Source organism: Gemmatimonadales bacterium, from assembly GCA_036500345.1.
Lineage (GTDB): Bacteria > Gemmatimonadota > Gemmatimonadetes > Gemmatimonadales > GWC2-71-9 > Palsa-1233.
This window is the reverse complement of record DASYCE010000007.1, coordinates 69,396-94,453: the sequence shown is the minus strand read 5'-3', so window position 1 is coordinate 94,453 and position 25,058 is coordinate 69,396. Positions and strand designations below refer to the sequence as shown.

Sequence of the window (25,058 nt, the reverse complement as noted above, 5' to 3'; positions counted from 1 at the left end):
GCCGACCGGCGGCGGTGGCAGCGGTTGGTTGAGCGTCGGTAGATTTCGACTTCTACCTCCCCTCCGATCGTGCTGGAGCTGACAATGTCGCGTCGCGCGCTGCTAATTGCTCTCGTTCTCGCCGTCCCGAACTCCCTCGCCGCGCAAGGGATGACTTTCGACACCTCGTTTGCCCCGGGCGCCAATTACAACAAGGCGGCGTTCCGCTTCTGGTATCCCGGCGGCGCCGAGAAGATCCGCTCCATCGTGGTGCTGGTCCCCGGGTCGAACGGCGACGGCCGGGGCGACGTTGCAGACACGACCTGGCAGCGCTTCGCGCAGGAGCATCATGCGGCGCTCATCGGTGTGCAGCTCACCGACAAGCCGCACGATCAGGGGTTCATCGAAGAGTACGTGAATGTGTCGAGGGGGAGTGGCGACGCGTTCCTGCACGCGCTCGATCTGTTCGCGTCGATGTCGCGCCACGCCGAGGTGTCGAGTGCGCCACTGCTCCTCTGGGGGATGTCGGCGGGCGGCGAGTTCAATTACGAATTCGCCGTGTGGCATCCGGAGCGGGTCGCCGCGTTCATCGTGAACAAGGGGAACATCTACTACACGGCGCTCACGCCGCGCGCGACACGCAACGTTCCGGCGATCCTCTTCGTCGGCGGGAAGGACCTCGCCTTCCGGATCGAGACGGTCACCGGACTCTTCGCGGTCAATCGTCGCGGTGCTGCGCTCTGGGCGCTTGCCAATGAGCCGGGAGCCGGGCACATCGTGGGACGATCGCGCGATCTCGCGGTGGTCTTCTTTGACGATGTGCTCAGGCTCCGTCTCCCCGAATCGACCGACACCCTTCTCCCGATCGCGCCCGGGTCCGGTTTTCTCGGCGATCCCTCCGACGACTCCTACCGTCCGGCGAGCGGTCCGGCCCCGCAGACGCCCACCGCCTGGCTTCCGACCGAGCGGGTGGCCAAGGCCTGGCGCGCGATGATGACCGACCAGCCGTTCACTCCGTGAAACGGTCTCGGGGGTGATTCCGGAGCGCTGACGCTCCACGCTGCAACCGTCACGGCGTCTCAGGTGTCCTACCAAGGTTGGCCGTAGCGTCCGGCGGAGTCACGCCACTCGCCGCGCCCCTGTCCCATCCCGATGGCGGGCCCATGGAATCGTTGCTGAGCGACTTCAGGTACGCCGCGCGCCGGCTGCGGCACGCCCCGGCGTTCACGCTGATCGTCGTCCTGACGCTGGCCCTCGGCATCGGCGCCAACTCGGCAATCTTCAGCGTGGTCAACACCGTCCTCCTCGTCCCGATGCCATATCGCGATCCGGCACGGCTCGTGACGATCTATCACAAGTATCCCACCCTCAAGCTCGAGGCACCGGTCTCGGCACCGGGGTTCCGGGACTACCGGGATCGGACCCGGTCGTTCAGCGGCGTTGGCGTCGAGGCGGGGTGGAGCGTCAATCTCACCGGCGTCGGCGACCCGCAGCGGCTGATCGGGGGGCGCACCACCGGCCTCTTCTTTCCGACCCTCGGAATATCTCCCGCGATGGGACGAACGATCACCGTCGATGACGACCAGGCGGGGCACGAGCACGTCATTGTGCTCAGCAACGGACTCTGGCTTCGCGATTTCGGCGGGCGAAGCGATGTCGTCGGGAAACCGGTGCAGCTCAACGGCGTCGCCTATCAGGTGATCGGCGTGATGCCGAGGGGATTTGTCGACCCCTTCAATCCGCGAGTCGAAGTCTGGACGCCGGCCGCGATTGATCCGGCCCAATTCGTTCCCGGCAACTACACGAGCGAGTACCTGAATCTCGTTGCGCGGTTGAAGCCTGGCGTGACACTCGATGCGGCGAGTCGCGAGATGGCGGCCTTCGCGACGCAGTTGAAGAAGGACAATCCTTCGAACTTCTCGCCGGACTGGACCCTTGAAGTCCGCACCATGAACGATGTGCAGACCGGCGCCATCCGTCCCGCGTTGCTGATTCTCCTGGGCGCGGTCGGCTTCGTCCTGCTCATCGCGTGCGGCAACGTCGCCAACCTGATGCTGGCACGCGCCGCGAGCCGGCAGCGCGAGATTGCGGTGCGCGCTGCCCTCGGCGCGACGCGATGGGACCTCGTGCGGCAATTGCTCGCCGAAAGCCTGCTGCTGTCGCTGTCCGGCGGCGTGCTCGGCCTTGCGATCGCCTACGGCAGCGTCAAGGCGCTGGTCGCGTCCAATCCGAGCAAGCTCCCCCGCGCGGGTGATCTCGCAATCGATTCCCATGTGGTGCTGTTCACGCTGGCGATCGCCATTCTCACCGGCGTGCTCTTCGGTCTGGTGCCGGCGCTCCAGGCATGGCGCGCCGACCTGCAACCATCGCTCAAGGACGGTGGCCGAGGCGGGACCGCCGACCGTGCGGGCCAGCGACTCCGTCGCGCGCTGGTGATCGCCCAGATTGCGCTTGCCCTGATGCTCCTCGCCGGCGGCGGGCTGCTGATCCGGAGCTTCCAGCGACTCGCAGATGTGTCGCCGGGATTCGTCCCCGATCATCTCCTCACCTTCGGCATCGGGCTTCCGCCTGCGAGATACGGCAACGACACGGTGCGAACCGCGTTCTGGTCCGCGCTGGCGACGCGGCTGGAACAGGTTCCCGGTGTGGTGGCGGCGGGAGAGACCACGGTCGTGCCGTTTGGCGGGAACTGGTCGACTGGCTCGTTCAACGTCGAGGGGTACACGCCGCCGAAGGGCGCCAATGGTCCGTGGGGAGACATCCGGACGGTGTCGCCCGACTTCTTTGCTGCGATGAAGATCCCGCGCCACGCCGGCCGCGTCTTCACAGCGCACGACGACGGTCACGCCATCGCGGTTGCGGTCGTCGATGATCAATTCGTCAAGCGGTTCTATCCTCCCGGGACCGATCCGATCGGAAGGCGGTTCTACTTCGGCAACAGCACCCCCGATTCGACGACGCAATACATCAGCATCATCGGTGTCGTGGGGCATGCCGCACACGAGGGACTCGACGCCGATCCGCGCATCCAGGTCTATCTCAGTGTGCTGCAGCCTGCCGCGAACAGCGGCGGCATTGCGCGGATGGACGTGGTCGTGCGCACCACCGGCGATCCGCTCGCCGCGACCGGTGCGCTGCGCACCGCACTCGCCGATCTCGATCGCGACCTCCCGATGGCCCGCGTCACCACGCTCGACGACCTCGTGTCCGCATCGATGGGGCAGCGGCGGTTGTCGATGGTTCTCCTCGCGGTCTTCGCCGGCCTCGCGCTTCTCCTGGCATCGCTCGGCATCTACGGCGTGATGTCATTCGCCGTGGCACAGCGGACCCGCGAGTTCGGGCTCCGGGTGGCGCTCGGTGCCAGCCGCGAAAACGTCATCGGACTGGTGCTGTATCAGGGAGTCGTGCTGGCGGCAGTCGGCACGGTGATCGGCCTCGCAGGGGCGCTGGGACTCACGCGTCTCATCACCTCGCAACTCTACGGCGTGGGGGCGAACGACCCCGGCACCTTTGCAGTGGTCACGCTCCTCCTTCTCGCGGTCGCCCTTGCTGCCTCGGTGATCCCGGCCTGGCGCGCGACGAGGATCGACCCGCTGGTGGCGCTCCGCGATGAATGAAGAGTGTCCGGATTCGGGACGGCCAGTTTCACCTTCGCACATGAGCGGTGACATCGACTTGCACGGACGAGCGCCAAGTCGTGAATCGATAATGAGTTGCGGCAGGAGCGGCGCGGCATCCGGCTTGCCTTGGTCACCTCGTGGGAATTCGCCGTGCTTGCCACTGACCTGAGGATTTCGCGTGGACGTCGCTCGACCGCCCAAGAAGAAGACCGCTCGCAACGTGGCCATCGGCCTCGGCGTCGTTGCCGTGATCGTGGTGACGATCCTGTTGAGCCGCCTGCAGAAGGCCGCCCCCACCGTCGACGGGTCGATCACGATCCAGGACTCGGTGCGGCGTGGTGACATGGTCATCGAGGTGCGCGGCCCGGGAACGCTCAAGCCGGAGCAGATCCAGTTCGTCACCGCACAGTCGAACGCGCGGGTCGACCAATTGCTGGTCCAGGCAGGGCAGACGGTGACTGCGGGGCAACCGTTGATCAACATGTCGAGCCCCGACGTCGACATCCAGGCGATGCAGGCCGATCAGGCGATCGCGTCGGCGCAATCGAGCCTGATCCAGTTGCGCACCGACCTGCAGAGCAACCGTCTCACCCAGCAGGGCGCGGTGGCGACGGCGAACACGCAATACGTGACTGCGACCCAGGACGCGGCGGCGGCGGATTCGCTTGCCAAGCGCCAGTTGATCGCGCAGTTCGACGTCAACACCAAGCATGCCGCCGCCGCTGAAGCGACGGCGAAGCTGCAGATTGAGAAGGACCGGCTCAAGCTGATCTCGGAAAGCGTCGATTCACAGCTTGTGGTTGCCGCGTCCAACATCTCGCGCCTCAAGGCAGTCGCCGACTTCTACCACCAGAAGCAGAAGTCGCTGTCGGTGCGCGCACCGGCCGAGGGCGTGGTACAGGGCCTGACGCTGCAGCAAGGTCAGTTCGTCACCGACGGCACCACGCTGCTCGAGGTGGTCCAGCCCGGAAAGCTCAAGGCGGTGCTGCAGATTCCGGAATCGAACTCGAAGGATGTGGTGATCGGACAACCCGCGGTGATTGACACGCGCAGCAACGGGCTCATCAAGGGACATGTGGCTCGCAAGGATCCCTCGGCGGTCGCCGGGACAGTCACGATCGACGTCGCGCTCGACGGCGCGCTTCCCCCGGGGGCGGTGCCCGACCTGAGCGTCGACGGGACGATCCAGGTCGACAAGCTGCACGACGTGCTCTACACCGGGCGTCCGGGGTACGGTGCCCCGACCGGTCCGGTTGGATTGTTCAAGGTTGTCGAGAATGGGCATGCCGCCGTCCGGGTGCAGGTCCTTCTCGGCAAGAGTTCGGTGACGTCGGTGGAAGTGGTGAAGGGGCTCAATGCCGGCGACAGGGTGATTCTCTCGGACATGTCGCAATGGGATGGTGTGGACCGCGTTCGACTCAAGCAATAGGAGCAGACCAATGACCGCCGTGGGTGAACCGCTGATCAGGCTGCAGGGGATCAAGAAGGTTTTCTACACCGACGAAGTCGAGACGCATGCCCTCTCCGACGTGCATCTCGAAATCGGACAGGGTGAGTACATCGCGATCGCCGGCCCGTCAGGGTGCGGCAAGACGACGCTGCTGTCGATTCTCGGCCTCCTCGACACGCCGAGCGATGGCGGGTACGTGCTCGACGGACGGCCCGTCGCGGGGCTCGATGCGTCGGAGCGGGCGCGGGTCCGCAACCGGCAGATCGGGTTCATCTTCCAGGCGTTCAACCTGATCGGCGATCTCACGGTGTACGAGAACGTCGAACTGCCGCTGACCTACCGCGGCATGAGTTCCAACGAGCGGAAGGAGCGGGTCCACGCCGCGCTCGAGCGCGTCGGCATGGCCCACCGTGTGCGCCACTTCCCGGCACAGCTTTCCGGCGGTCAACAGCAACGCGTCGCCGTCGCCCGCGCAGTCGCCGGTGATCCGGCGATCCTTCTCGCCGACGAACCGACCGGTAACCTCGATTCGGTCAACGGCGAAGCGGTGATGGATCTGCTGCGCGAGCTGCACCGCAACGGCGCGACGATCTGCATGGTGACGCACGACCCGCGCTACGAAGAGCACGCCGATCGGTCGATCCACCTCTTCGACGGGCGGGTGCTCGACGAACAGACGGCGGCGGCGCAGCACCTCCCCTGAAGGATTCGGTCGCGCTGCGTGGCCGCGAACGCCGCGCAGCGCGACAGCAGTTGATTGACGCCACCCGGGCCTGAGAGGACGTCTTTCGTGCAACGCTGGTGGCAGGACTTCCGCTACGCAATCCGCGCCCTGGTCAGAACGCCGCTCTTCACCGTCGGTGTGGTCGGCACGCTGGCGCTCGGCATCGGGATCAACGCGACGATGTTCAGCGTGGTCGACACGCTCTTCTTCCGTCCCCCGGACGGCGTCGGACATCCGCACGACCTGGTTCGCGTCTACTATCATCATCACGGCAATTCGTTGCGCAGTGCCGGGTTCGGCGACTGGACCGGCGCATCGACCAGCCTGCCGGCATTCCACGATCTTCGTGATCATGCCGGCGGATTCGCTGCCGTCGCCGCCACGCGGTCGGCATCGATGGGGCTCGGCCGCGGGTCGAGTGCGACGCAGGTCAACGCGCAGGCGGTGTCGTATCAGTACTTCCCGATGCTCGAGCTGCATCCCGCGCTCGGTCGTTTCTTTGATTCGACGGATGATCGCGTCGGCGGCCCGACCGTTGCCGTCTTGTCGTACGCCTTCTGGCAGAGCCATTTCGGCGGCGACCAATCGGTGATCGGGCGCCAACTCCCGATCGGCAAGTCGAGCTATACGGTGATCGGTGTAGCACCGAAAGGGTTCCGAGGCATCGATCTCAGCCCCGACGATCTCTACCTTCCGATCGCAGTGACTACCAACGGCGATATTGCGCCGCCGGACGCGGTGAATGCCCGTGGCTGGACGTGGCTGAGCCTGGTGGCACGGGTCCGCCCCGGCGAACCGGTGCAGGCCGCTGCCGCCGCAGCGACACGTGCGGCGCGAGCAGGGATCCGCAACGATCACGGACGCGACACGACGGTCAATGTGGTGCTGGCACCAATCCAGTCGGCACGCGGCCCTCAGGCGTCGAGCGATGCCAAGGTCGGCGCCTGGGTGCAGGGCGTGGCGCTGATCGTCCTGTTGATTGCATGCGCCAACGTTGCCAACCTGATGCTCGCGCGCGGCGTCGGCCGGCGGCGTGAGCTCGCGGTGCGCGCGTCGCTCGGCGCTGGACGCGGTGGCCTGGTGAGGGCGCTGCTGGCGGAGAGCGTGGTGCTCGCAGTCGCCGGAGCCGTCGCCGCGTTGCTCCTCGCTGACTGGTTCGGCAACGCGGTGCGCACGTGGCTCCTGCCCACTTTTCCGCCCGGCGCACCGCTGGTTTCCGCGACGGTCATCGTGCTCACCTGCCTCACGCTTGGGGTCGCCGTTCTCTGTATTGGTCTCGTCCCGGCGATCCAGGCGAGTCGAGCGGATGTGGTCTCCGGTCTGCGCAGCGGCGGCCACGGCGCGACGGTGTCCGGCCGCCGCACGCGCGAGGCACTCCTCGCAGTGCAGATCGCACTGACGCTGGCGCTGCTGGTCGGCGCGGGACTCTTCGTCCAGTCGTTCCGGCGCGCGCAGCAGCTCGATCTCGGATTCGACACCGATCATCTGGTCAGCATCTACGTCGGCTTTGGCGCGGCGGGGATTCCGACCGCCGACGCGAACGCAACCTATCTGCGCATTGCCGACCGGCTCCGCCGCCTGCCGGGGGTGGCCAACACGGCGGCCACGATGGGATCGCCGTTCGAGTGGTCCTATGCCACTGATCTCCGGGCGGAAGGTGTCGACAGTATCACCACGCCTTCGAGCGGGGGCCCCTATTTCGAGGCGGTGACGCCGACGTATCTCGCCACCATGGGGACCCGCATTGTCAGCGGGCGCGACTTCACCGCGAGCGACGTGGCTGGTGCGCCGCAGGTCGCAATCGTCGGCAATTCCTTCGCCCGGCGGGTCTGGCCCGGCAAGTCTCCACTGGGGCGCTGCCTCTATGTGGGAGACTCGACGGCGACCTGTTCCCGGGTAGTCGGCGTTGCCGCCGATGCGGTGCGCGGCAGTGTGACCGAGACCGAGAGCATGATCTATTATCTCTCCTTTGCACAGATCGACGCGCCGCAGATGAAGCTCGGCGCCACGATCAATCAAGTCTTCGTCCGGACCCGCGGTGCGGCCGACGCGATGATTCCAGCGATTCGCCGGGAGGTGAACTCGATTGGCGATCTCCCGTACGCGACGATCATCCCGATGTCGAATGAAGTGAACCCCGGGCTGTCGTCGTGGCGGCTCGGTGCATCGGCGTTCGGCGCGTTTGCGTTGCTCGCACTGCTGATCGCGGCGACCGGAATCTTCGCCGTCCTCTCCTATACCGTGACGCAGCGTACCAAGGAGGTCGGGATCCGCGTGGCGCTGGGCGCGCAGGCGGCCGACGTGGTGCGCCTGGTGGTCGGGCAGGCGATCCGCGCCGCGGTCGCCGGGCTGGTGGCCGGCGGTATCGCGTCGTTCCTCCTGGGGCGGGCAGTGGCCCACCTGCTCTTCCAGGTCGCGCCGGCCGATCCCGCTGTATTGACCGTTACTATAGCGGCACTCCTGGCGGTGGCGGCGATGGCTGCGTTCGTGCCGGCTCGTCGTGCGGCAGGGGTCGACCCCATGGTCGCGCTCCGAAATGATTAAGATGCTGCTCGGCAGCACCTGAATCTCACCACGGAACTTCCATGATCGTCCTGCGCAACATCGAAAAGAGCTATCCCCTCGCCGGGGGACGGAGTTATGTCCTGCGGCAGATCAACCTCGACATCCGGCAAGGTGAGTTCGTCACCATCATGGGACCGTCGGGGGCGGGGAAGTCGACGCTGCTCGCCGTGATGGGCATGCTCGACGGCCAGTGGACCGGCGAATACACGCTGCACGATCATCCGGTGCACCGGCTCGATGCCAAGAAACGGGTCGCGCTGCACAAGCAATACGTCGGATTCGTCTTCCAGCAGTATCACCTGCTCGACGATCTCACCGTCGCCGAAAATCTCGACATTCCGCTGTCGTATCGCGACATCCGCAAGGCCGAGCGCCAGGCGGTCGTTGCCGACACGCTCGATCGCTTCGGGATCGTCGCCAAGAAGGATCTCTATCCCACGCAACTGTCGGGCGGCCAGCAGCAGCTCGTCGCCGTCGCTCGCGCGGTGATTCACAAGCCGTCGCTGCTGCTCGCCGACGAACCGACCGGAAACCTCCATTCGGCGCAGGGTCGCGAGATCATGGAATTGTTCACCGCGCTCAACAAGGCGGGAACGACGATCATCCAGGTCACCCATTCGGAGACCAACGCGACGTACGGCAACCGGATCATCAATCTGAAGGACGGGTGGGTGGTGTGATCGACGCGGTCCGGCTCGACATCCGCTACGCAGTGCGATCGCTGCGGCAGGCGCCGGTCTTCACGGCGGTGGCTGTCGTGACGCTGGCGCTGGGGATCGGGTCGACGACCACGCTCTTTACCGTGGTCGACCGCGTGCTGTTGCGGCCGCTGCCGTACGCCGATCCATCGCACATTGCGTCGATCTCGGAAGGCGATCACGGCATCGATCGCCGGGTGGTGGCATCGCCGAACCTCGACCGGTGGCGCAGTGCGGCGAAGAGCGTTGACCAGATTGCCGTCTACACCGGAAGCTCGATGGCCCTCACCGGCGTCGGCGATCCGGCGCAGCTGGACGGAGCGCGCGTCTCGGCCAACTTCTTCCATCTTCTGGGAGTCGATCCGGCGGTCGGCCACCTCTTTCGCGCCGGCGACGATGCTCCCGGTGCTCTGTCACAGGTGGTGTTGAGCTACCAGCTCTGGCAGGACCGGTTTGGAAAGGATTCAGCGATCGTCGGCCGGCAGATCGCGCTCGGCGGAACGGAATACACCGTGATCGGCGTGCTGCAGCGCGGAGCCGGTTTTCCCGCAAAGGCCCAGATCTGGACGCCGCTCGTCGTTCCGGCCAACCTGCCGAGCGGAGTGACCTTCTTCTATTCGGTGATTGCCCGCCCACACGCCGGTGCATCGTTCGCCCGGGTTGCCGCCGAACTCTCATCGCTGGTGCGACAGAACGACGCGACGCGTCCAGCCGGGAGCCGAGGGGCAATGGTCATCGTCGAACCGTTGCACGATCGTCTCTTCGGTGCGATCCGCACGCCGCTCCTGCTACTCCTTGGTGCCGTCACCTGCCTCCTCCTGATCGCCTGCGCCAACGTCGCCAACCTCCTGCTGGCGCGGAGTGTGTCGCGCCGCAGGGAGATCGCCGTCCGCGTGGCGCTGGGTGCCGGGCGGTGGCGGATCGGCCAGCAGTTGATGATCGAGAGCATCCTCATCGCCCTCGTTGGCGCCGGCGTCGGGATGTTGATCCCGATCTGGGCGGTTGGCATCTTCGCGCGCGTGAGCCCGCAGAGTATCGCCGGAATCACCGACTTGTCGGTGAACGTTCAGGTGCTGGCGTTCTCGATTGCGGTTGGTGTACTCACGGGCGTGGTGTTCGGCGTGTTGCCGGCGTGGGGCGCCGTTCGTCAGGGTCGCCTCGATGGCCTGCATGAGGGCGGTAGCCGCACCGCGGGATCGCTCGATCGGCGGCGGGTGCGCCGCGCGCTGGTGATCATCGAACTGGCAACGGCACTCGTGCTGCTCACCGGGGCGGGCCTGATGACTCGCTCTCTCGTCAACGTGATGGCCGTTGACCTCGGCTTCAGGCCGGAACATCTCTCGGCCGTGACAATCAACCCGCCGGGGACGCGATATCCGACCGATGCCGCGCGCAGCGCCTTCTTCGACGCGCTGATCGCGCGGGTTCGCGCGATTCCCGGCGTCGACGTCGCGGCTGGTGCCAACGTCGTACCGCCCGGCGGTCTCGCGATGACGATGCCGTTGAAGAACATCGGCGGCGTTCCCGACGACAGCACCCGGATCGCCGTCAGCACGGTCGGGCGCGACTACCCTCGTGCGGTCGGTTTCGAGTTGATTGCAGGGCGCCTTTTTTCGGATGACGATGTGCGTGGAACCGCAGTCGCTGTCGTGGTCACTCGATCGACGGCGCGACTCCTCGCCCCACACGGCAGCGTGATTGGTCGCACCGTGCCGCCGTCGATGGCGACCGACGACCAGCCCGGCGTCGTGGTCGGCGTGGTCAAGGATGTGTCGCAGGTTGGCGCGGAGACGGCGCCGCTTCCGCAACTGTTCGTCGCGCGCGAGCAGGTTGGTGGCGGCGATGGCGTCGTCGTCATCCGGTCGACTCTTGATCCCGGCCAGCTCGAGCGGACGGTCCGGCGCGCGACCGTGTCGATCGATCCGCTCCTCCCGGTGGCGTCGTTCCAGCAGATCGACGTGACAATGGCGGGCCTGGTTGCACCCCGCCGCTTCGATCTTCTCGTGCTTGGAGTGTTCGCAGGGCTGGCGCTGCTCATCGCGGCGATCGGTCTGTACGGGGCGATGTCGTATCAGGTCACCCAGCGGATCCGGGAGATGGGGATCCGGATGGCGCTGGGTGCGAGTGGCGGGGCGGTGCAGCGGATGATCATGGCGCAGGGGCTTGGCCTTGTGGGCGCCGGGTGTGCCGTTGGCCTCGTCATCTCGCTGGCGCTGACCCGGGTGATGCAGAGTCTGTTGTTCGGCGTCGGTGCGCGGGACGCGACGACGTTCGCCGTCGCTTCAGGCGTCCTTGCGGTCGTTGCGGGCGTTGCTTGCTACATCCCGGCGCGCCGCGTGACCGTCGTCGATCCGATGCTCGCGTTGCGGAACGACTAGATGAATTCCGCCCGACAACTCCATGTTGTCATTCGCTCCCTGCGCCGGAGTAAGGTGTATACCCTCACCGCGGTGCTCACCCTCGCGCTCGGCATCGCGCTGGTGACTGCCGCGTTCTCATTGATCGACGCCGTGCTCCTCAAGCCGCTTCCGTTTGCCGCGCCCGACCGTGTGGTCGAACTGTCGCAGCAGGATGCGCAGGGACGTGGGACCGGGGTGTCGTATCCCAATTTTCTCGACTGGGAGCAGCAGGCCCGCGGTGGTGCGTTCCGGGAATTCGGCTATGCACGCGGCCGAGGATCGACGATTCTGATCAAGGGTGAGCGCCATCCTGTCCTCGGGTCAGCGGTCAGCGACAATTTCTTCCGCGCTCTGCAGCCGAAACTCCTCGCCGGGCGCCTCTTCTCTCCCGACGAGGCGCAACGCGGCGTGCGGGATGTGGTACTCTCGTACCAGCTCTGGCGCGACCAGTTCGGCGCCGACCCGCGAGTGCTCGGATCGACGGTCACCCTCGGTGACGGTGATTTCCTGGTGATCGGCATTCTCGCATCGGGGCCGGTCTTTCCGGACTGGACCGTGAGCGGATTCTACATTCCGATCGCGACGATCCTGGCCAGCGATCGCGTGCTCTCCGCGCGTGACTTCCACGCCGACAGCCGGGTCATTGCGCGACTCGCCCCGGGAATCACGGTGGCGAGGGCCGGAACCGAACTTGACGCGATCACGAAACGGCTGAGCGTTGCCTACCCGGCGGAAGACGGTCAGTGGGTTGCCGCCGGCGTACGGACGTTGCGCGATTCGCTGATCGGCGACGCCCAATCACAATTGGTAATCCTCGCCACGGCGATGATGCTCGTCCTGCTGATCGCCTGGGTCAACCTGACCAACCTCGCGCTGGTGCGCGGCAGCGGCCGGATTCGCGAGATGGCGATCCGCACCTCCCTTGGCGCCTCGCGAATCCAGATCGTTCGGCAGCTGCTGCTGGAGCAACTCCTCCTGGCGCTTGCGGCAGCGGTGATCGGAGCTGTCGCCGCAACGTGGGTGGTTGGCCTGCTGCGCGGCTTTGCTGGCGGAGCGCCCGGGTCGGATACGGTGCATATCGACGGGACGGCGCTGGGCTTCGCGGCCGGGGTGGCGATCGTGTCGGCGCTGGTGATCGGTGCGCTGCCGGCGATTCGGGCGGCGCGCCTCTCCCTCACGGAACCGTTGCGTGAAGGTGGCGGTAGCGGGTTCAGCACCCGCCAGCAGCGAATCCGGAGCGCGCTCGTCGCCGGCGAAATCGCGCTGGCGCTGATGTTGGTGATCAGCGCCGGCCTGCTGGTGAAGAGTTTCTGGGCACTGAGTCATGTCGATCCCGGCTTCAACACGCATGGCCTGGTCGCGATCGACCTCTCCCCGCCGGGACCGCGATACGCAGAAGCGGCGCAGGCCGGCGCCTTTTATACCAGCGTGCTCGCGGCAGTGCAGGCCGTTCCCGGCGTCGAGCGCGCCGCGCTCACCAATCACATGCCGCTCAACGGCGCCGCACTTCCGACCAGCGTGGGGATTCCCGGCCGCGTCGCCGATTCCAGTCGCGACCCGCAGGTCCTCTTCCGGACGCTGTCGCCGGAATACATCACAACGCTCGCGATTCCGGTCGTGCAGGGACGCAACTTCGCTGCACCCGACCTCGCCGGTGGCAACGCGGTGCTGATCAACCAGACCTTCGCGAAGAGCTTCTTTCCCGGTGTCGATCCGCTGGGCCGAGCGGTGATGCTGCACAAGTCGGCGCAGGGATATCCCGATTACGGCGAGCCACTCCCGGGGGTCGTCGTCGGCGTGATCGGCGACGTGCACCACTTCGGCCTGCAACAGCCGCCGGTGCCGGAGATCTACATCCCGTACACGAGGAATCCGTGGGCGCACATGGTCGTCGTGGCACGGGCGAACGGCAATCCATCGGCGCTGGTTCCGGGAATCCGGCGGGCGATCCTGGGAGTCGATCCGGCGACCGTCGTGACCGGCGGCGTCTTCGGCGGATTCGAGGTGATCGACGCGATTCGTGACGGTGATCTCTCCGGCCAGCGGTTCAACATGCTGTTGCTGGGCGGGTTCGCGCTCTGTGCGCTGCTGCTCTCGGCGGTGGGGATCTATGGACTGATGGCGTATGCCGTTGCTCAGCGGAAGCGTGAACTCGGGATCCGGATGGCCCTCGGCGCGCGCGGGCCCGATGTGGTGCGATTGATCGTCGGCAACGGCGGCCGGCTGATCGCAGTCGGCGTCGTCGTCGGTCTCGCCGGTGCCTTTGCCCTCACCCGTCTGATCGCCTCTCTCCTCTTCGGCGTGAGTGCGACCGATCTTCCCACCTTCGGGATCACGGCCCTTGTCCTCGCCGCGGTCGGATTCATGGCGTGCTATCTCCCGGCACGGCGGGCGGGCCGCATCGATCCGGTGATCGCGCTCAGGGAATAACGAGATCCCGGCGGTCGCGCCGACCGTCGCCCTTATCTTCTGCCGATGACCACTCTCGCCCGCCTTCTCGTTGCCGACGACGATCGCGATGTGCTCGAAGCGCTCAAGCTGCTGCTCAAGAGCGAGGGCTTTGCCGTCGACACCGCAATGTCGCCGGCCGGGGTGATCAGCGCCGCGGGCAGCCATGATTACGACGCCGTGCTGATGGACATGAATTACACGCGCGACACGACCGGCGGGACGGAGGGACTCGACCTGCTCCAGCGACTGCAGCAGATCGACGGGACGCTGCCGGTGATCGTGATGACGGCGTGGGGAAGCATTGACGGTGCGGTCGCGGCATTGCGCCGCGGCGCGCGCGATTACATCGAAAAACCGTTCGACAACAACCGCCTGCTCCACACCCTCCAGACCCAGATCGAACTCGGCCGCGCGATCCGCCGAGGCCAGCGACTCGAAAGTGAGAATCAGGCGCTGCGACCGTCGGGCGCCCCGGCGCTGATCGCCGAGTCGGAGGCGATGCAGCCTGTGCTGCGCCTGATGGAGCGGATCGGACCGTCGGATGCCAACGCACTGATCACCGGCGAGCACGGCACGGGCAAGGAAGTCGTCGCGGGCTGGCTGCACGCCGCCTCGCCGCGGGCAGTCCGCCCGATGGTGACAGTGAACCTGGGGGGCCTCGCCGAAGGGGTGTTCGAGAGCGAACTCTTCGGCCACACCAAGGGCGCGTTCACCGACGCCAAGAGCGAGCGCGTCGGGCGCTTCGAACTGGCGGACGGGAGCTCGCTCTTTCTCGACGAGATCGCCAACCTCTCCCTCGCGCAACAGGCGAAACTGTTGCGGGTGCTCCAGACCGGTGAGTTCGAGCGAGTCGGCGCCTCGCGGACCCGGCGCGTCGATGTCCGGATCATTGCCGCGACCAACGTCGATCTCCGCGCCGAAGTGGCGGCAGGGCGATTCCGCGAAGATCTCTTCTTCCGCCTGAACACCGTCGAAATCGATCTGCCGCCGCTGCGCGACCGCCGCGACGACATCCCGATTCTCGCGCGTCATTTCCTGCAGCAGTTCGCGGCCAGGTATCGCCGTCCGGTCACCGGATTCGCCGCCGATGCCATGCGATCACTGCTCGAATACCGCTGGCCGGGGAACATCCGCGAACTGGCGCACGCCGTGGAGCGCGCGACGCTCCTCGCCCACGATGATTTGGTCCGCGCAGCCGACCTGTCCCTCGCGCCGGTGGTGGCGGCGACGCCAGAGATCGACCAGATGAGCCTGGAGGACGTGGAACGGCTGCTGATCATCAAGGCACTTGAGCGGTACGCCGGCAACGTGTCCCTCGCGGCGCAGACCCTCGGCCTCTCGCGCAGCGCCCTGTACCGGAGACTGCAGCGGTACGGCCTGTAACCTCCGGCGCCGTACCTTTCTCTCATGCCGTCCTCTCACGAGCGTCAGGTCACGCTCCTCGCCTTCGGGGCTGGCGTGCCGTCGCTGGCCGTCGCAATGGTGTTGCTGTGGACCGGCGATTTCGCGCCGCGGACCCAATGGACGATCACCTTCGTGCTGGTGCTCTGCTCGCTTGGCTTTGCCCTGGCGCTCCGCGAGCGGGTGATCCGGCCGCTGCAGACGCTCTCCAACATGCTTGCCGCAATTCGCGAGCAGGACTATTCGCTTCGGGCGCGTCGATCGTCGCCCGAAGACGCCCTCGGCCTCGCGATGCTCGAACTCAACGCATTGATGAACGAACTGCGCGAGCGCCGGCTCGGGGCCCTGGAAGCGACCGCATTGCTGCGGCGCGTGATGGCGGAAATCGACGTCGCAGTTCTTGCCTTCGACGACGTCGGCGCCCTCCGCCTCATCAACCCCGGCGGCGAGCGACTCCTGGGGCAGCCGGCGGAGCGGCTCCTCGGCCGCCGCGCCGACGAACTGGGACTGGCGACCTGCCTGGAAGGGGAGGCGCCGCGCCTGGTGGAGCTCGAGCTCGCCGGCACGCACGGCCGGTGGGAGATGCGTCGCGGCGGATTCCGTCAGAGCGGGCGGCCGCATCAGTTCGTGCTCCTCGCCGATGTAAGCCGCGCGCTGCGACAGGAAGAGCGTCTCGCGTGGCAGCGATTGATCCGCGTCCTCGGCCACGAGATCAACAACTCATTGACGCCGATTCGATCGATCGCCGATCGATTGCGGGACTTGCTCGGGCGGGCCGATCCCGACGAGACCCTTCGCGCCGATCTCGGACATGGTCTCGGCGTCATCGCGTCGCGATCGGAAGGGCTGACGCGATTCCTCGCGTCGTACACCCGCCTCGCACGACTGCCGCCGCCGCGATTCGGCGCCGTCGACGTCGCCGCCTGGGTGCAACGCACCGTGCGACTGGAGACCAGGATGGTGGTGGCGATCATTCCCGGCCCCGACGTCACGCTGCAGGCCGACGGCGACCAGCTCGACCAGCTGCTGATCAATCTGATCGCCAATGCGGTGGACGCAGCGGCGGTGACTCACGGCGGCGTTCGGGTGTCATGGTCGATGCACGAGGAGGCCTTCGATCTGGTGGTGGAAGACGACGGACCCGGGCTTCCGGAATCGGCGAATCTCTTTGTTCCGTTCTTCACCACCAAACCGGGAGGGACCGGGATCGGCCTGGTGCTCTCGCGGCAGATCGCGGAGGGTCACGGGGGACAGCTGATTCTGGCGAATCGTGCCGACGGGCACGGCTGCCGAGCCACCTTGACGATGGTGCGGCGGCCGGCGCCCTGAATGCTGGACGCCGCGCGCGCGACGCGATTCACCTTTCGGACGATCCTGCGTACTTCTCTCTAGCATGCGCGTACTCATCGTGGAAGACGATCCCGCCCTGGCGGATCTGCTGCGGCGGACCCTGCGCGAAGCCGCGATGGCGGTCGACATCGCGCACCGCGGCGAGGAGGGCCTTACCGCACTCGCGATCAACGACTACGACCTTGCCATCCTCGACGTGTCGCTTCCCGACATCGACGGCTTCGAGGTGTGCCGGCGGCATCGCGAGCGAGGGGCCAGGACACCGATCCTGATGCTGACGGCACGGACCGGCCTCGATGACCGGGTTCGCGGCCTTGACGCCGGTGCCGACGATTACCTTTCCAAACCGTTCGCGATCGAGGAACTGCTGGCGCGGTTGCGGGCGCTGGCGCGGCGGCCGGCGGCGGCACTCGATGTCGTGCTGTCCTTTGCCGATCTCGAACTCGACACCCGGACGCTCACCGCGCGCCGCGGTGGCACCCACATCCGGCTGACGGCGCGCGAGTACGCACTGCTGGAGTATCTGATGCGCAACCCAGAGCGGGTCGTCAGTCGGACCCAGATTCTCGAACATGTCTGGGACGACAACTTCGACCCGGTAGCCAACGCTGTTGACGTCCTGGTGGGACGGTTGCGCCGCCGGATTCATTCCGACGGGCAGGAACCGCTGATCCACACGGTACGCTCCCGCGGCTACGTCCTCTCGCTCGCCGAACCTGCTGATGGCGCTTAGCCGGCTGCGGCTGCGGCTTGCCCGCGGCTTTGCAGTGGCGCTCTTTGTCGGTTTCGTGGCGCTCGATGGCGCGTCCTACTGGTACGTCACCATCACCAACGGGCACGACTTCAACGAGCGCCTCAAGGACGCCGCGGCCTCCTTCCATCACGCCATTCGCCGCCAAGGGTCCGGCATCGCGATCGATACCAACGTCTTCGCTGGCGTCCAGCAGGCAATGGTCGATTTCTCGCCGTCGACCGTCGCCTTCGTGGTCTACGATTCAACCGGCCAGCGCATCGCGACCGGCGGCAACGAGCGAATGGTGCGGCTGATACCGCCGCTCCCGTCGATTCCCGACGTCGATGACATCGACCGGATTCCGCTTTCGAACGGTCTGCATCTCCGCTACACCACCGACACGGTGCTCGGCACCTTTGTGGTGGCCGGTGCCACGACTGACCGGCTCCGTCGCAATCAGACGCGCTTCGTCGCACGGATGCTGCTGATGGCGCCGCTGGCGCTCGTCCTGGCATTGGTGATCGGGTATCTGCTGTCGCGCTACGCCCTGGCGCCGATCGATGCCCTCGGCCGGGCCACCGCCGCGATCTCGCCCGGCGCGCTCGCTGGACGTCTTCCGGTCAGCTCGCCGCCCGACGAGCTCGATCGCCTCGCCGGCCGGTTCAACGACCTGCTCGACCGGATTCAGGCGCTCCAGGATCGTTCGCATCGATTCGTTCGCGAAGTGGCGCATCAGATTCGCACCCCGCTCACCCTCGTCCTTGGCGAAGCCGATCTCGGGTTGGAGCGCGAACGGAGCGCGGAGGAATACGCCCGCGCGTTGCGACGAGTCCATGCGGCGGCCGGGCAGATGACCCACCGGGTGCAGGATCTTCTGCTGCTGGCGCGAATGGAAGCCGGCGAGCGGCCGCCGCTGCGCGACACTGTCGAACTCGATGCGCTCGCACTCGAGGCGACCGATCTGTTTCGCGCGCGTGCGCGAGCCCTCGGGCAGCATCTGCAGCTCGACGACATCGTTCCCTGTGAACTCACCGGTGACGCGGCGCTGCTGCGCGAGGGACTCCTCGAGTTGCTTGAGAACGCCTGCCGTCACGGCGAACCGGGGCCGCCGGTCGCACTCGGCGTGCGGGCGGACAACGGCAACGTCTTCCTCGAGGTGCGGAACACCGGCGAGCCGATTCCCTTCGAGTCCCGCCACGCGGTGCCTCGCACCGACGACGACGGGCGTGTGGGAGGCCTTGGGCTGTCGATCATGCAATGGATCGCGAAAGTTCACGGCGGCGAACTCGTCATCACGCGGCGCGAACGGGAAAACATCGTGGCGCTGCGCCTGCCCGCTCACCCGATGGCGGCGCCGGCACCGGCGGTCACCTGACGGCGACGTCGCAGCCGATGACCGTGCTGGTGATCGACGACGAAACGCCGATTCGCCGCGTGGTACGCAACGCCTTTCCCGAACCCGCGCGCGTTGTCGAAGCCGAGACCGGTTCGGCCGGAATCGATGCGGCAGCGGCCCAGCGCCCCGATCTGATCATCCTTGACCTCGGCCTCCCCGACATGCCGGGAATCGATGTCTGCATCGAGCTCCGCCGCTGGTCGTCCGTTCCGTTGCTCGTCCTCTCGGCGCGGCATGCCGACGATGAAAAGGTGCGCCTGCTCGACGCCGGTGCCGACGACTATCTCACCAAGCCGTTCAGCACGTCCGAGCTGCAGGCCCGCGCCCGCGCGCTGTTGCGCCGCTCGGCGATGCTGTCGGCGCCCGACGGTGAGCCGATCGTGATCGGCGATCTCACTCTCGATCTCGCCTCCCGGAGCCTGCGACGAAGCGGCGAGGCGCTGCGGCTCACGCCGATCGAGTGGGACCTCCTGGTGGTCCTGATGCGCAACGCAGGCCGCACGCTGACGCACCAGTTCCTCTTTGGTGAAGTGTGGCGTGGCCGGCAATTTGGCGACGCGCAGCAATATCTGCGCGTCTACGTGGCGCATCTGCGCCGCAAGATCGAACTCGACTCGATCCGTCCACGCTACATCATCACCGAGCCCGGCGTCGGCTACCGGTTTGCCACGGCAGCCGAGGCATCGACGGCGACCGCGTGATGCGCCGCGCCTGGATGCAATGGGTGATCTGGGGCATTGCCCTCGGTGTCGCGACGATCGCGATGCTGGCGTTTCGCGGCCGCCTCGACAAGGCGCATGTCACGCTCATCTATCTGCTGCTGATCCTGCTCGGTACCGTGAGCGGAGGGCGGCTGCTCGGCTTTTCCCTCGCAGCGGTCGCGTTCCTCCTCTTCAACTGGTTCTTCCTCGTCCCGTACGGGACGCTGCGCGTCAACGATCCGCTCGACTGGCTCGTTCTCGCCGCCTTTCTCCTGGTCAGCGGCGTCGCAGCGGAGATGCTCCACCGGCTCAAGCGCGAAGCGGAACTCGCACGCCAGCGCGCCGCCGAGGTCAATCAATTTGCCGTGCTCGGCGCAGAAGCGCTCAATGTTGCCCGGCCGGAGGAGGCGATCGACGCGGTGGCCGAGGTGATCCGGACGACGCTTCACCTGACCCGTTGCCGCATTCACGCCGATCGCAGCGACGCGGATGGACCGACCGCCGACCCGCTGGTGACGTGGGTGCGCGAACATGGCGGAGCGGCCCAGGTACAGGCCGACGGCACCACGCACGTGACCGACGGACTTGATGAGCTTTCGGGCGGAGCAGGGGCGATCGCCTGGTATCTCCCGCTCCGCGTCCGCGATCGTACCGTGGGTGTTCTCGAGTTGCGGCACGACACCGGCGTCGAGCTCGGCGCGCACGAACGTCGATTTCTTCGCGCGCTGAGTTACTACGCCGCCCTGGGGATCGAACGCGCGCGACTCGCGACGGAGGCACGCGATGCCGACGCACTCCGCGAGGCCGATCGGCTCAAGAACGCGCTGCTCGCGTCGGTGTCGCACGATCTGCGCACGCCGCTCACGACGATCAAGGCGCTCGCGCACGACATGGGGACGCGCGACGACCGCGCCGTCATGATCGAGGAAGAAGCGGACCGCCTCAACCGACTCGTCGCCGACCTCCTCGACCTCTCTCGACTGCAGGGCGGCGCCATCCCGCTCCACATCGCCCTCAACGCCGTCGACGACCTGATCGGCGCGCTGATGCAGCGAGTTGCGGGGATTCTCGGCACACGTACCCTCGAGGTCGAGTTCCAGGACGATAGCACGCTGCTGGTCGGTCGGTTCGATCTGGTGCACGCGCTCCGGATCCTGGTCAACCTGATCGAGAACGCGCACAAATACTCGCCGCCGTCGGACCCGGTCGTGCTGCGCATCAGCCGCGACGCCGATATGCTGCGTTTCGCCGTGATCGATCGTGGCCCCGGGATTCCCCTGCGCGAGCGCGAGCGGATCTTCGAGCCGTTCTATCGCCCGGCGGGCGCCATCCCCGATAGCGGCAGCGCGGGCCTCGGCCTCTCGATCGCCAGGCAACTGGCGGAGTTGCAGGGCGGCACACTGACCATCGGATCAACGGGCCCGTCGGCGTCCGGCGCGACGTTCGAGCTCACCCTTCCCGCTGCCGACCTCCCGGTCGGTGTGATCGGATCTTAGCGATCTCTTAACGCTGTTCTCCCCCTTGTCGCATGCGTCCTTCACGGGCGGATGCGTAGCGTGCATGCCGTGACGAACAGCGTTGTTGACGGCAGGCATCGATGATCGACCTGATCTATCTCGCTGGTACCATCGGCTTCTTCGTGGCGATGCTCTGGTATGTCCGCGCCTGCGCGGCACTGGGGCGGTCGCGCGAGTCGAAGGGGGAGCGGCCGTGAGCGCCGAGGCCGTTATCGGCGCTGTGATCACGGTTGCCCTCGTCGGCTACCTCGTCTACACCATGCTGCGGCCGGAACGGTTCTGAGATGACCGCCAACGGCTGGCTCCAGATCTGCTTTTTCTCCGCCTGCATCCTGTTGATCACCCGGCCACTCGGCGTCTACCTGGTACGGGTATTCGACGGGCGCGTGCGTTGGCTCGCGCCGATTGAACGATTGATCTACCAGATCTGCGGCGTCGATCCGGCGGAGGATCAGCATTGGACGGCGTATGCGGGCGCGCTGCTCCTCCTCTCGCTGGCGTCGATGATCCTGACCTATCTGGTCCTGCGGTTGCAGCGCGTGCTGCCGCTCAACCCGCAACACTTCACCGCTGTGCCTGCGCGCCAGTCGTTCGAAACCGCGGCGTCATTCACGACCAACACCGACTGGCAGTCGTACGCCGGCGAGGGCGTGATGTCGTACTTCTCGCAGATGACACAGCTCGCCTTTCACAACTTCGCGTCGGCGGCGGTCGGGATGGCGTGCGCGGTAGGGCTGGTGCGCGGGATCGCCCGTCAGAGTGCAGGAAGGATCGGCAACTTCTGGGTCGACCTCGTTCGCGCGACACTGTACGTCCTGATCCCGCTGGCCCTGGTCGTGGCATTGATCTTCGTGCAGCAGGGGGCGATCCAGAACTTCTCGCACTACATCGGCGTGACCACGCTGGAAGGGGCGCGTCAGATCATTGCGATGGGGCCCGTGGCGAGCCAGGAGGCGATCAAGCAGCTCGGGACCAACGGCGGCGGCTTCTTCAACGCCAACGCCTCCCATCCGTTCGAGAACCCGACACCGTGGTCGAACCTCTGGCAGATGCTCGCCATCTTCGCGATTCCGTCGGCGCTGACATACTACCTCGGTCGCGTGGTGAAGAACCAGCGGCACGGGTGGGCGATCTGGGGCGCAATGTTCACAGTGTTCGCCGCCGGCGTCACGACCGCATACCGGGCCGAGGCGCGGGGCAACCCGATGCACATCGCGCGCGGGATCGATGGGATCACGACCGCGATCTCGCCCGGCGGCAACATGGAAGGGAAGGAAGTCCGCTTCGGGATCGCGAACTCGGCGCTCTATGCCACTGTCACTACGGCGGCTTCGTGCGGCGCGGTGAATGCGATGCTCGATTCCTTCACGCCACTCGGCGGCCTGGTGCCGATGGCGAACATGCAGCTTGGCGAGGTGATCTTCGGCGGCGTCGGTGCCGGATTGTACGGCATCCTGATGATGGTCGTACTGACGGTATTCATCGCCGGGCTGATGGTCGGCCGGACGCCGGAGTATCTCGGCAAGAAGATCCAGGCGCGCGAAATCCAGATGGCGATGCTGTACGTTCTGGTCTTCCCGGCGGCGATCCTGACCATGACCGCGATCTCGGTCGTGGCCCCGCCCGGGCTCGCCGGTCTCGCCAACGCCGGACCCCACGGCCTGTCGGAAATCCTCTACGCCTTCACCTCGGCGGCAGGGAACAACGGCAGCGCCTTCGCCGGACTCACCGGCGGGACCTACTACTACAACACGATGCTCGGCCTCACCATGCTGATCGGCCGGTTCGCGATGCTGGTGCCGATGCTCGCGCTTGGAGGCTTTCTCGCAGAGCAGAAGGCCGCGCCCGCATCAGCCGGCACCTTTCCCGTCACCACGCCGCTCTTTGTCGTGCTCCTCATCGGCGTGATCGTGATCGTCGGCGCGCTCACCTTCTTTCCGGCGCTCTCGCTCGGACCGATCGTCGAGCATCTGTTGATGGCGAAGGGCGTGGTGTTCTAGCATGGCCGTCGCCACGCGACCGCTCTTCGATTCGCCGATCGTGCGCCGAGCCATGCGCGATGCCGTCGGCAAGCTCACACCGCGCCACATGATACGGAATCCGGTGATGTTCGTCGTGTTGATCGGCAGCATCGTCACCACCGCGATCCTGGTGCGCGACGTCGCCGGCGGCCGTGGCCACACCGGATTCACCGTGCAGATCGCGATCTGGCTCTGGTTCACCGTGCTCTTTGCCAACTTTGCCGAGGCGATGGCGGAGGGTCGCGGCAAGGCGCAAGCCGATGCATTGCGGAAGAGCCGGCGTGAGACCCAGGCGAAACGGCTTGCCGACCCCCTGCGCCACGATCGGTTCACCGCCGTCTCCGCCAGCCAGCTGCGCGCAGGCGACGTCGTCGTCTGCCATCCCGGCGACCTGATTCCCGGCGATGGCGAAGTGATCGAGGGAGTCGCATCGGTGGACGAATCAGCGATCACCGGCGAGTCGGCGCCGGTGGTGCGTGAATCGGGCGGCGACCGGTCGGCAGTGACCGGCGGGACGAAGGTGCTGTCCGATTTCCTGGTCATTCGCATCACCGCGAACCCCGGCGAAACCTTTCTCGACCGGATGATCGCGCTGGTGGAGGGCGCCAGGCGTCAGAAGACGCCGAACGAAATCGCGCTGACGATCCTCCTCTCCGGATTGACGATCATCTTCCTGCTGGCGGTCGTGACGCTGCAGCCGTTCGCGGTCCATTCCGGTGGCGCGGTCGCGATTCCCGTCCTGATCTCGCTCCTCGTCTGCCTCATCCCGACCACGATCGGCGGCCTCCTCTCGGCGATCGGGATCGCCGGGATGGATCGGATGATCCAGCAGAACGTCATCGCCACCAGCGGCCGCGCTGTGGAAGCAGCGGGGGACGTCAACACGCTCCTCCTCGACAAGACCGGCACGATCACCCTCGGCAACAGGCAGGCGGTCGAATTCCGGCCGGTGCAGGGGATCACGCGCGAACAGCTCGCCGATCGGGCACAACTCGCGTCGCTTCCCGACGAGACGCCCGAAGGACGAAGCATCGTGGTCCTTGCCAAGGAAGCGTTCCACCTCCGCGGCCGCCCTGTTGGCGAGACGGCGAATCACCAACCGATGACCTTCGTCCCGTTCTCGGCGTCGACGCGGATGAGCGGCGTCGACATGGGGGCGGTGCAGCTTCGCAAGGGTGCAGGTGACGCCATCACCCGCTGGGTCCAGGACGGTGGCGGAACGGTGCCGGTAGAGATGGTCGGAATCGTCGAGCAGATCGCACGCGAAGGAGGGACGCCACTGGTCGTCGCCGAGCGAAGCGACGGTTCTGCGCGAATGCTCGGCGTCGTCTATCTCAAGGACATCGTCAAGGGCGGGATGCGCGAGCGGTTCGACCGGCTGCGAGCGATGGGGATCCGCACCGTGATGATCACCGGCGACAATCCGCTCACCGCCGCAGCGATCGCGCAGGAAGCCGGCGTCGATGATTTTCTCGCCGAGGCACGGCCGGAAGACAAGCTGGCGCTGATCCGACGCGAACAGCTGGGGGGCCGCCTCGTTGCGATGACCGGCGACGGTACCAACGACGCGCCGGCGCTGGCACAGGCCGATGTCGGCGTCGCGATGAACACCGGCACCCAGGCGGCGCGCGAAGCCGGCAACATGGTCGATCTCGATTCGAATCCGACCAAGCTCATCGAGATCGTCGAGATCGGAAAGCAACTGCTGATGACCCGCGGATCGCTGACGACCTTTTCGATCGCGAACGACGTGGCGAAGTACTTTGCCATCATCCCGGCAATGTTCGCGGCGACCTATCCGGTATTGAATACCCTGAACGTCATGCGGCTGCATTCGCCGGAGTCGGCGATCCTCGCCAGCGTGATCTTCAACGCGCTGATCATCGTGGCGCTGATTCCGCTGGCGCTTCGCGGCGTCCGCTATCGCCCCACCGGCGCCGCGGCGATCCTCCGCCGCAATCTCTGGATCTACGGTGTTGGCGGCATCCTCGTGCCGTTCGCCGGCATCAAGATCCTCGACGTCGTCCTCGTCTCGCTCAGGCTGGTCTGAGAT

At 66.5% G+C, this 25,058-nt stretch carries 17 protein-coding genes; all 17 read left to right on the top strand.

Annotated features, from left to right (window positions below):
• The first annotated feature begins 84 nt into the window (after nt 1-84).
• The 17 genes from VGM20_02995 (at nt 85) to kdpB (ending at nt 25,055) form a co-directional block, all read left to right on the top strand.
• Complete coding sequence (locus VGM20_02995) at nt 85-999, top strand: hypothetical protein (protein HEY4099826.1); 915 nt, start codon at nt 85-87, stop codon at nt 997-999.
• Nucleotides 1,000-1,142: 143 nt separating this feature from the next.
• Entirely contained in the window at nt 1,143-3,596 is a 2,454-nt protein-coding gene (locus VGM20_02990; GenBank protein HEY4099825.1) for an ABC transporter permease, read from the top strand.
• 181 nt (nt 3,597-3,777) lie between these two features.
• Nucleotides 3,778-5,028: an efflux RND transporter periplasmic adaptor subunit gene (locus VGM20_02985; GenBank protein ID HEY4099824.1), complete on the top strand. Its 1,251-nt coding sequence runs from the start codon at nt 3,778-3,780 to the stop codon at nt 5,026-5,028.
• Nucleotides 5,029-5,038: 10 nt separating this feature from the next.
• The gene (locus tag VGM20_02980) at nt 5,039-5,752 is read left to right on the top strand and encodes an ABC transporter ATP-binding protein (protein ID HEY4099823.1); all 714 of its coding nucleotides are present in this window, start codon (nt 5,039-5,041) and stop codon (nt 5,750-5,752) included.
• Nucleotides 5,753-5,839: 87 nt separating this feature from the next.
• Complete coding sequence (locus VGM20_02975; protein HEY4099822.1) at nt 5,840-8,317, top strand: ADOP family duplicated permease; 2,478 nt, start codon at nt 5,840-5,842, stop codon at nt 8,315-8,317.
• 41 nt (nt 8,318-8,358) lie between these two features.
• Nucleotides 8,359-9,018 carry an ABC transporter ATP-binding protein gene (locus VGM20_02970; protein ID HEY4099821.1) on the top strand — a complete coding sequence of 220 codons (660 nt, stop codon included), beginning with the start codon at nt 8,359-8,361 and terminating at the stop codon, nt 9,016-9,018.
• Nucleotides 9,015-11,414: an ABC transporter permease gene (locus VGM20_02965; GenBank protein ID HEY4099820.1), complete on the top strand. Its 2,400-nt coding sequence runs from the start codon at nt 9,015-9,017 to the stop codon at nt 11,412-11,414. Before VGM20_02970 ends, VGM20_02965 begins: the two co-directional genes overlap by 4 nt.
• On the top strand, nt 11,415-13,865 hold the full coding sequence (locus VGM20_02960) for an ABC transporter permease (GenBank protein ID HEY4099819.1): 2,451 nt from the start codon (nt 11,415-11,417) through the stop codon (nt 13,863-13,865).
• Between the two features lie 45 nt (nt 13,866-13,910).
• Nucleotides 13,911-15,269: a sigma-54 dependent transcriptional regulator gene (locus VGM20_02955; protein ID HEY4099818.1), complete on the top strand. Its 1,359-nt coding sequence runs from the start codon at nt 13,911-13,913 to the stop codon at nt 15,267-15,269.
• A 24-nt stretch (nt 15,270-15,293) separates the two neighbouring features.
• Entirely contained in the window at nt 15,294-16,616 is a 1,323-nt protein-coding gene (locus tag VGM20_02950) for an ATP-binding protein (protein ID HEY4099817.1), read from the top strand.
• Between the two features lie 64 nt (nt 16,617-16,680).
• Complete coding sequence (locus tag VGM20_02945) at nt 16,681-17,370, top strand: response regulator transcription factor (protein HEY4099816.1); 690 nt, start codon at nt 16,681-16,683, stop codon at nt 17,368-17,370.
• The gene (locus tag VGM20_02940; protein HEY4099815.1) at nt 17,360-18,745 is read left to right on the top strand and encodes a HAMP domain-containing sensor histidine kinase; all 1,386 of its coding nucleotides are present in this window, start codon (nt 17,360-17,362) and stop codon (nt 18,743-18,745) included. The genes VGM20_02945 and VGM20_02940 overlap by 11 nt, the downstream gene beginning before the upstream one ends.
• A gap of 17 nt (nt 18,746-18,762) precedes the next feature.
• Nucleotides 18,763-19,467: a response regulator gene (locus VGM20_02935; protein HEY4099814.1), complete on the top strand. Its 705-nt coding sequence runs from the start codon at nt 18,763-18,765 to the stop codon at nt 19,465-19,467.
• A complete protein-coding gene (locus tag VGM20_02930) occupies nt 19,467-20,963 on the top strand; it encodes an ATP-binding protein (GenBank protein ID HEY4099813.1) in 1,497 nt (498 codons plus the stop codon). Before VGM20_02935 ends, VGM20_02930 begins: the two co-directional genes overlap by 1 nt.
• 214 nt (nt 20,964-21,177) lie before the next feature.
• Nucleotides 21,178-21,267 carry a K(+)-transporting ATPase subunit F gene (gene kdpF / locus VGM20_02925; GenBank protein ID HEY4099812.1) on the top strand — a complete coding sequence of 30 codons (90 nt, stop codon included), beginning with the start codon at nt 21,178-21,180 and terminating at the stop codon, nt 21,265-21,267.
• 1 nt (nt 21,268) lies between these two features.
• A complete protein-coding gene (gene kdpA, locus VGM20_02920) occupies nt 21,269-22,984 on the top strand; it encodes a potassium-transporting ATPase subunit KdpA (GenBank protein HEY4099811.1) in 1,716 nt (571 codons plus the stop codon).
• Nucleotide 22,985: 1 nt separating this feature from the next.
• Nucleotides 22,986-25,055 carry a potassium-transporting ATPase subunit KdpB gene (gene kdpB, locus VGM20_02915; GenBank protein HEY4099810.1) on the top strand — a complete coding sequence of 690 codons (2,070 nt, stop codon included), beginning with the start codon at nt 22,986-22,988 and terminating at the stop codon, nt 25,053-25,055.
• The last annotated feature ends 3 nt before the right edge of the window (nt 25,056-25,058 follow it).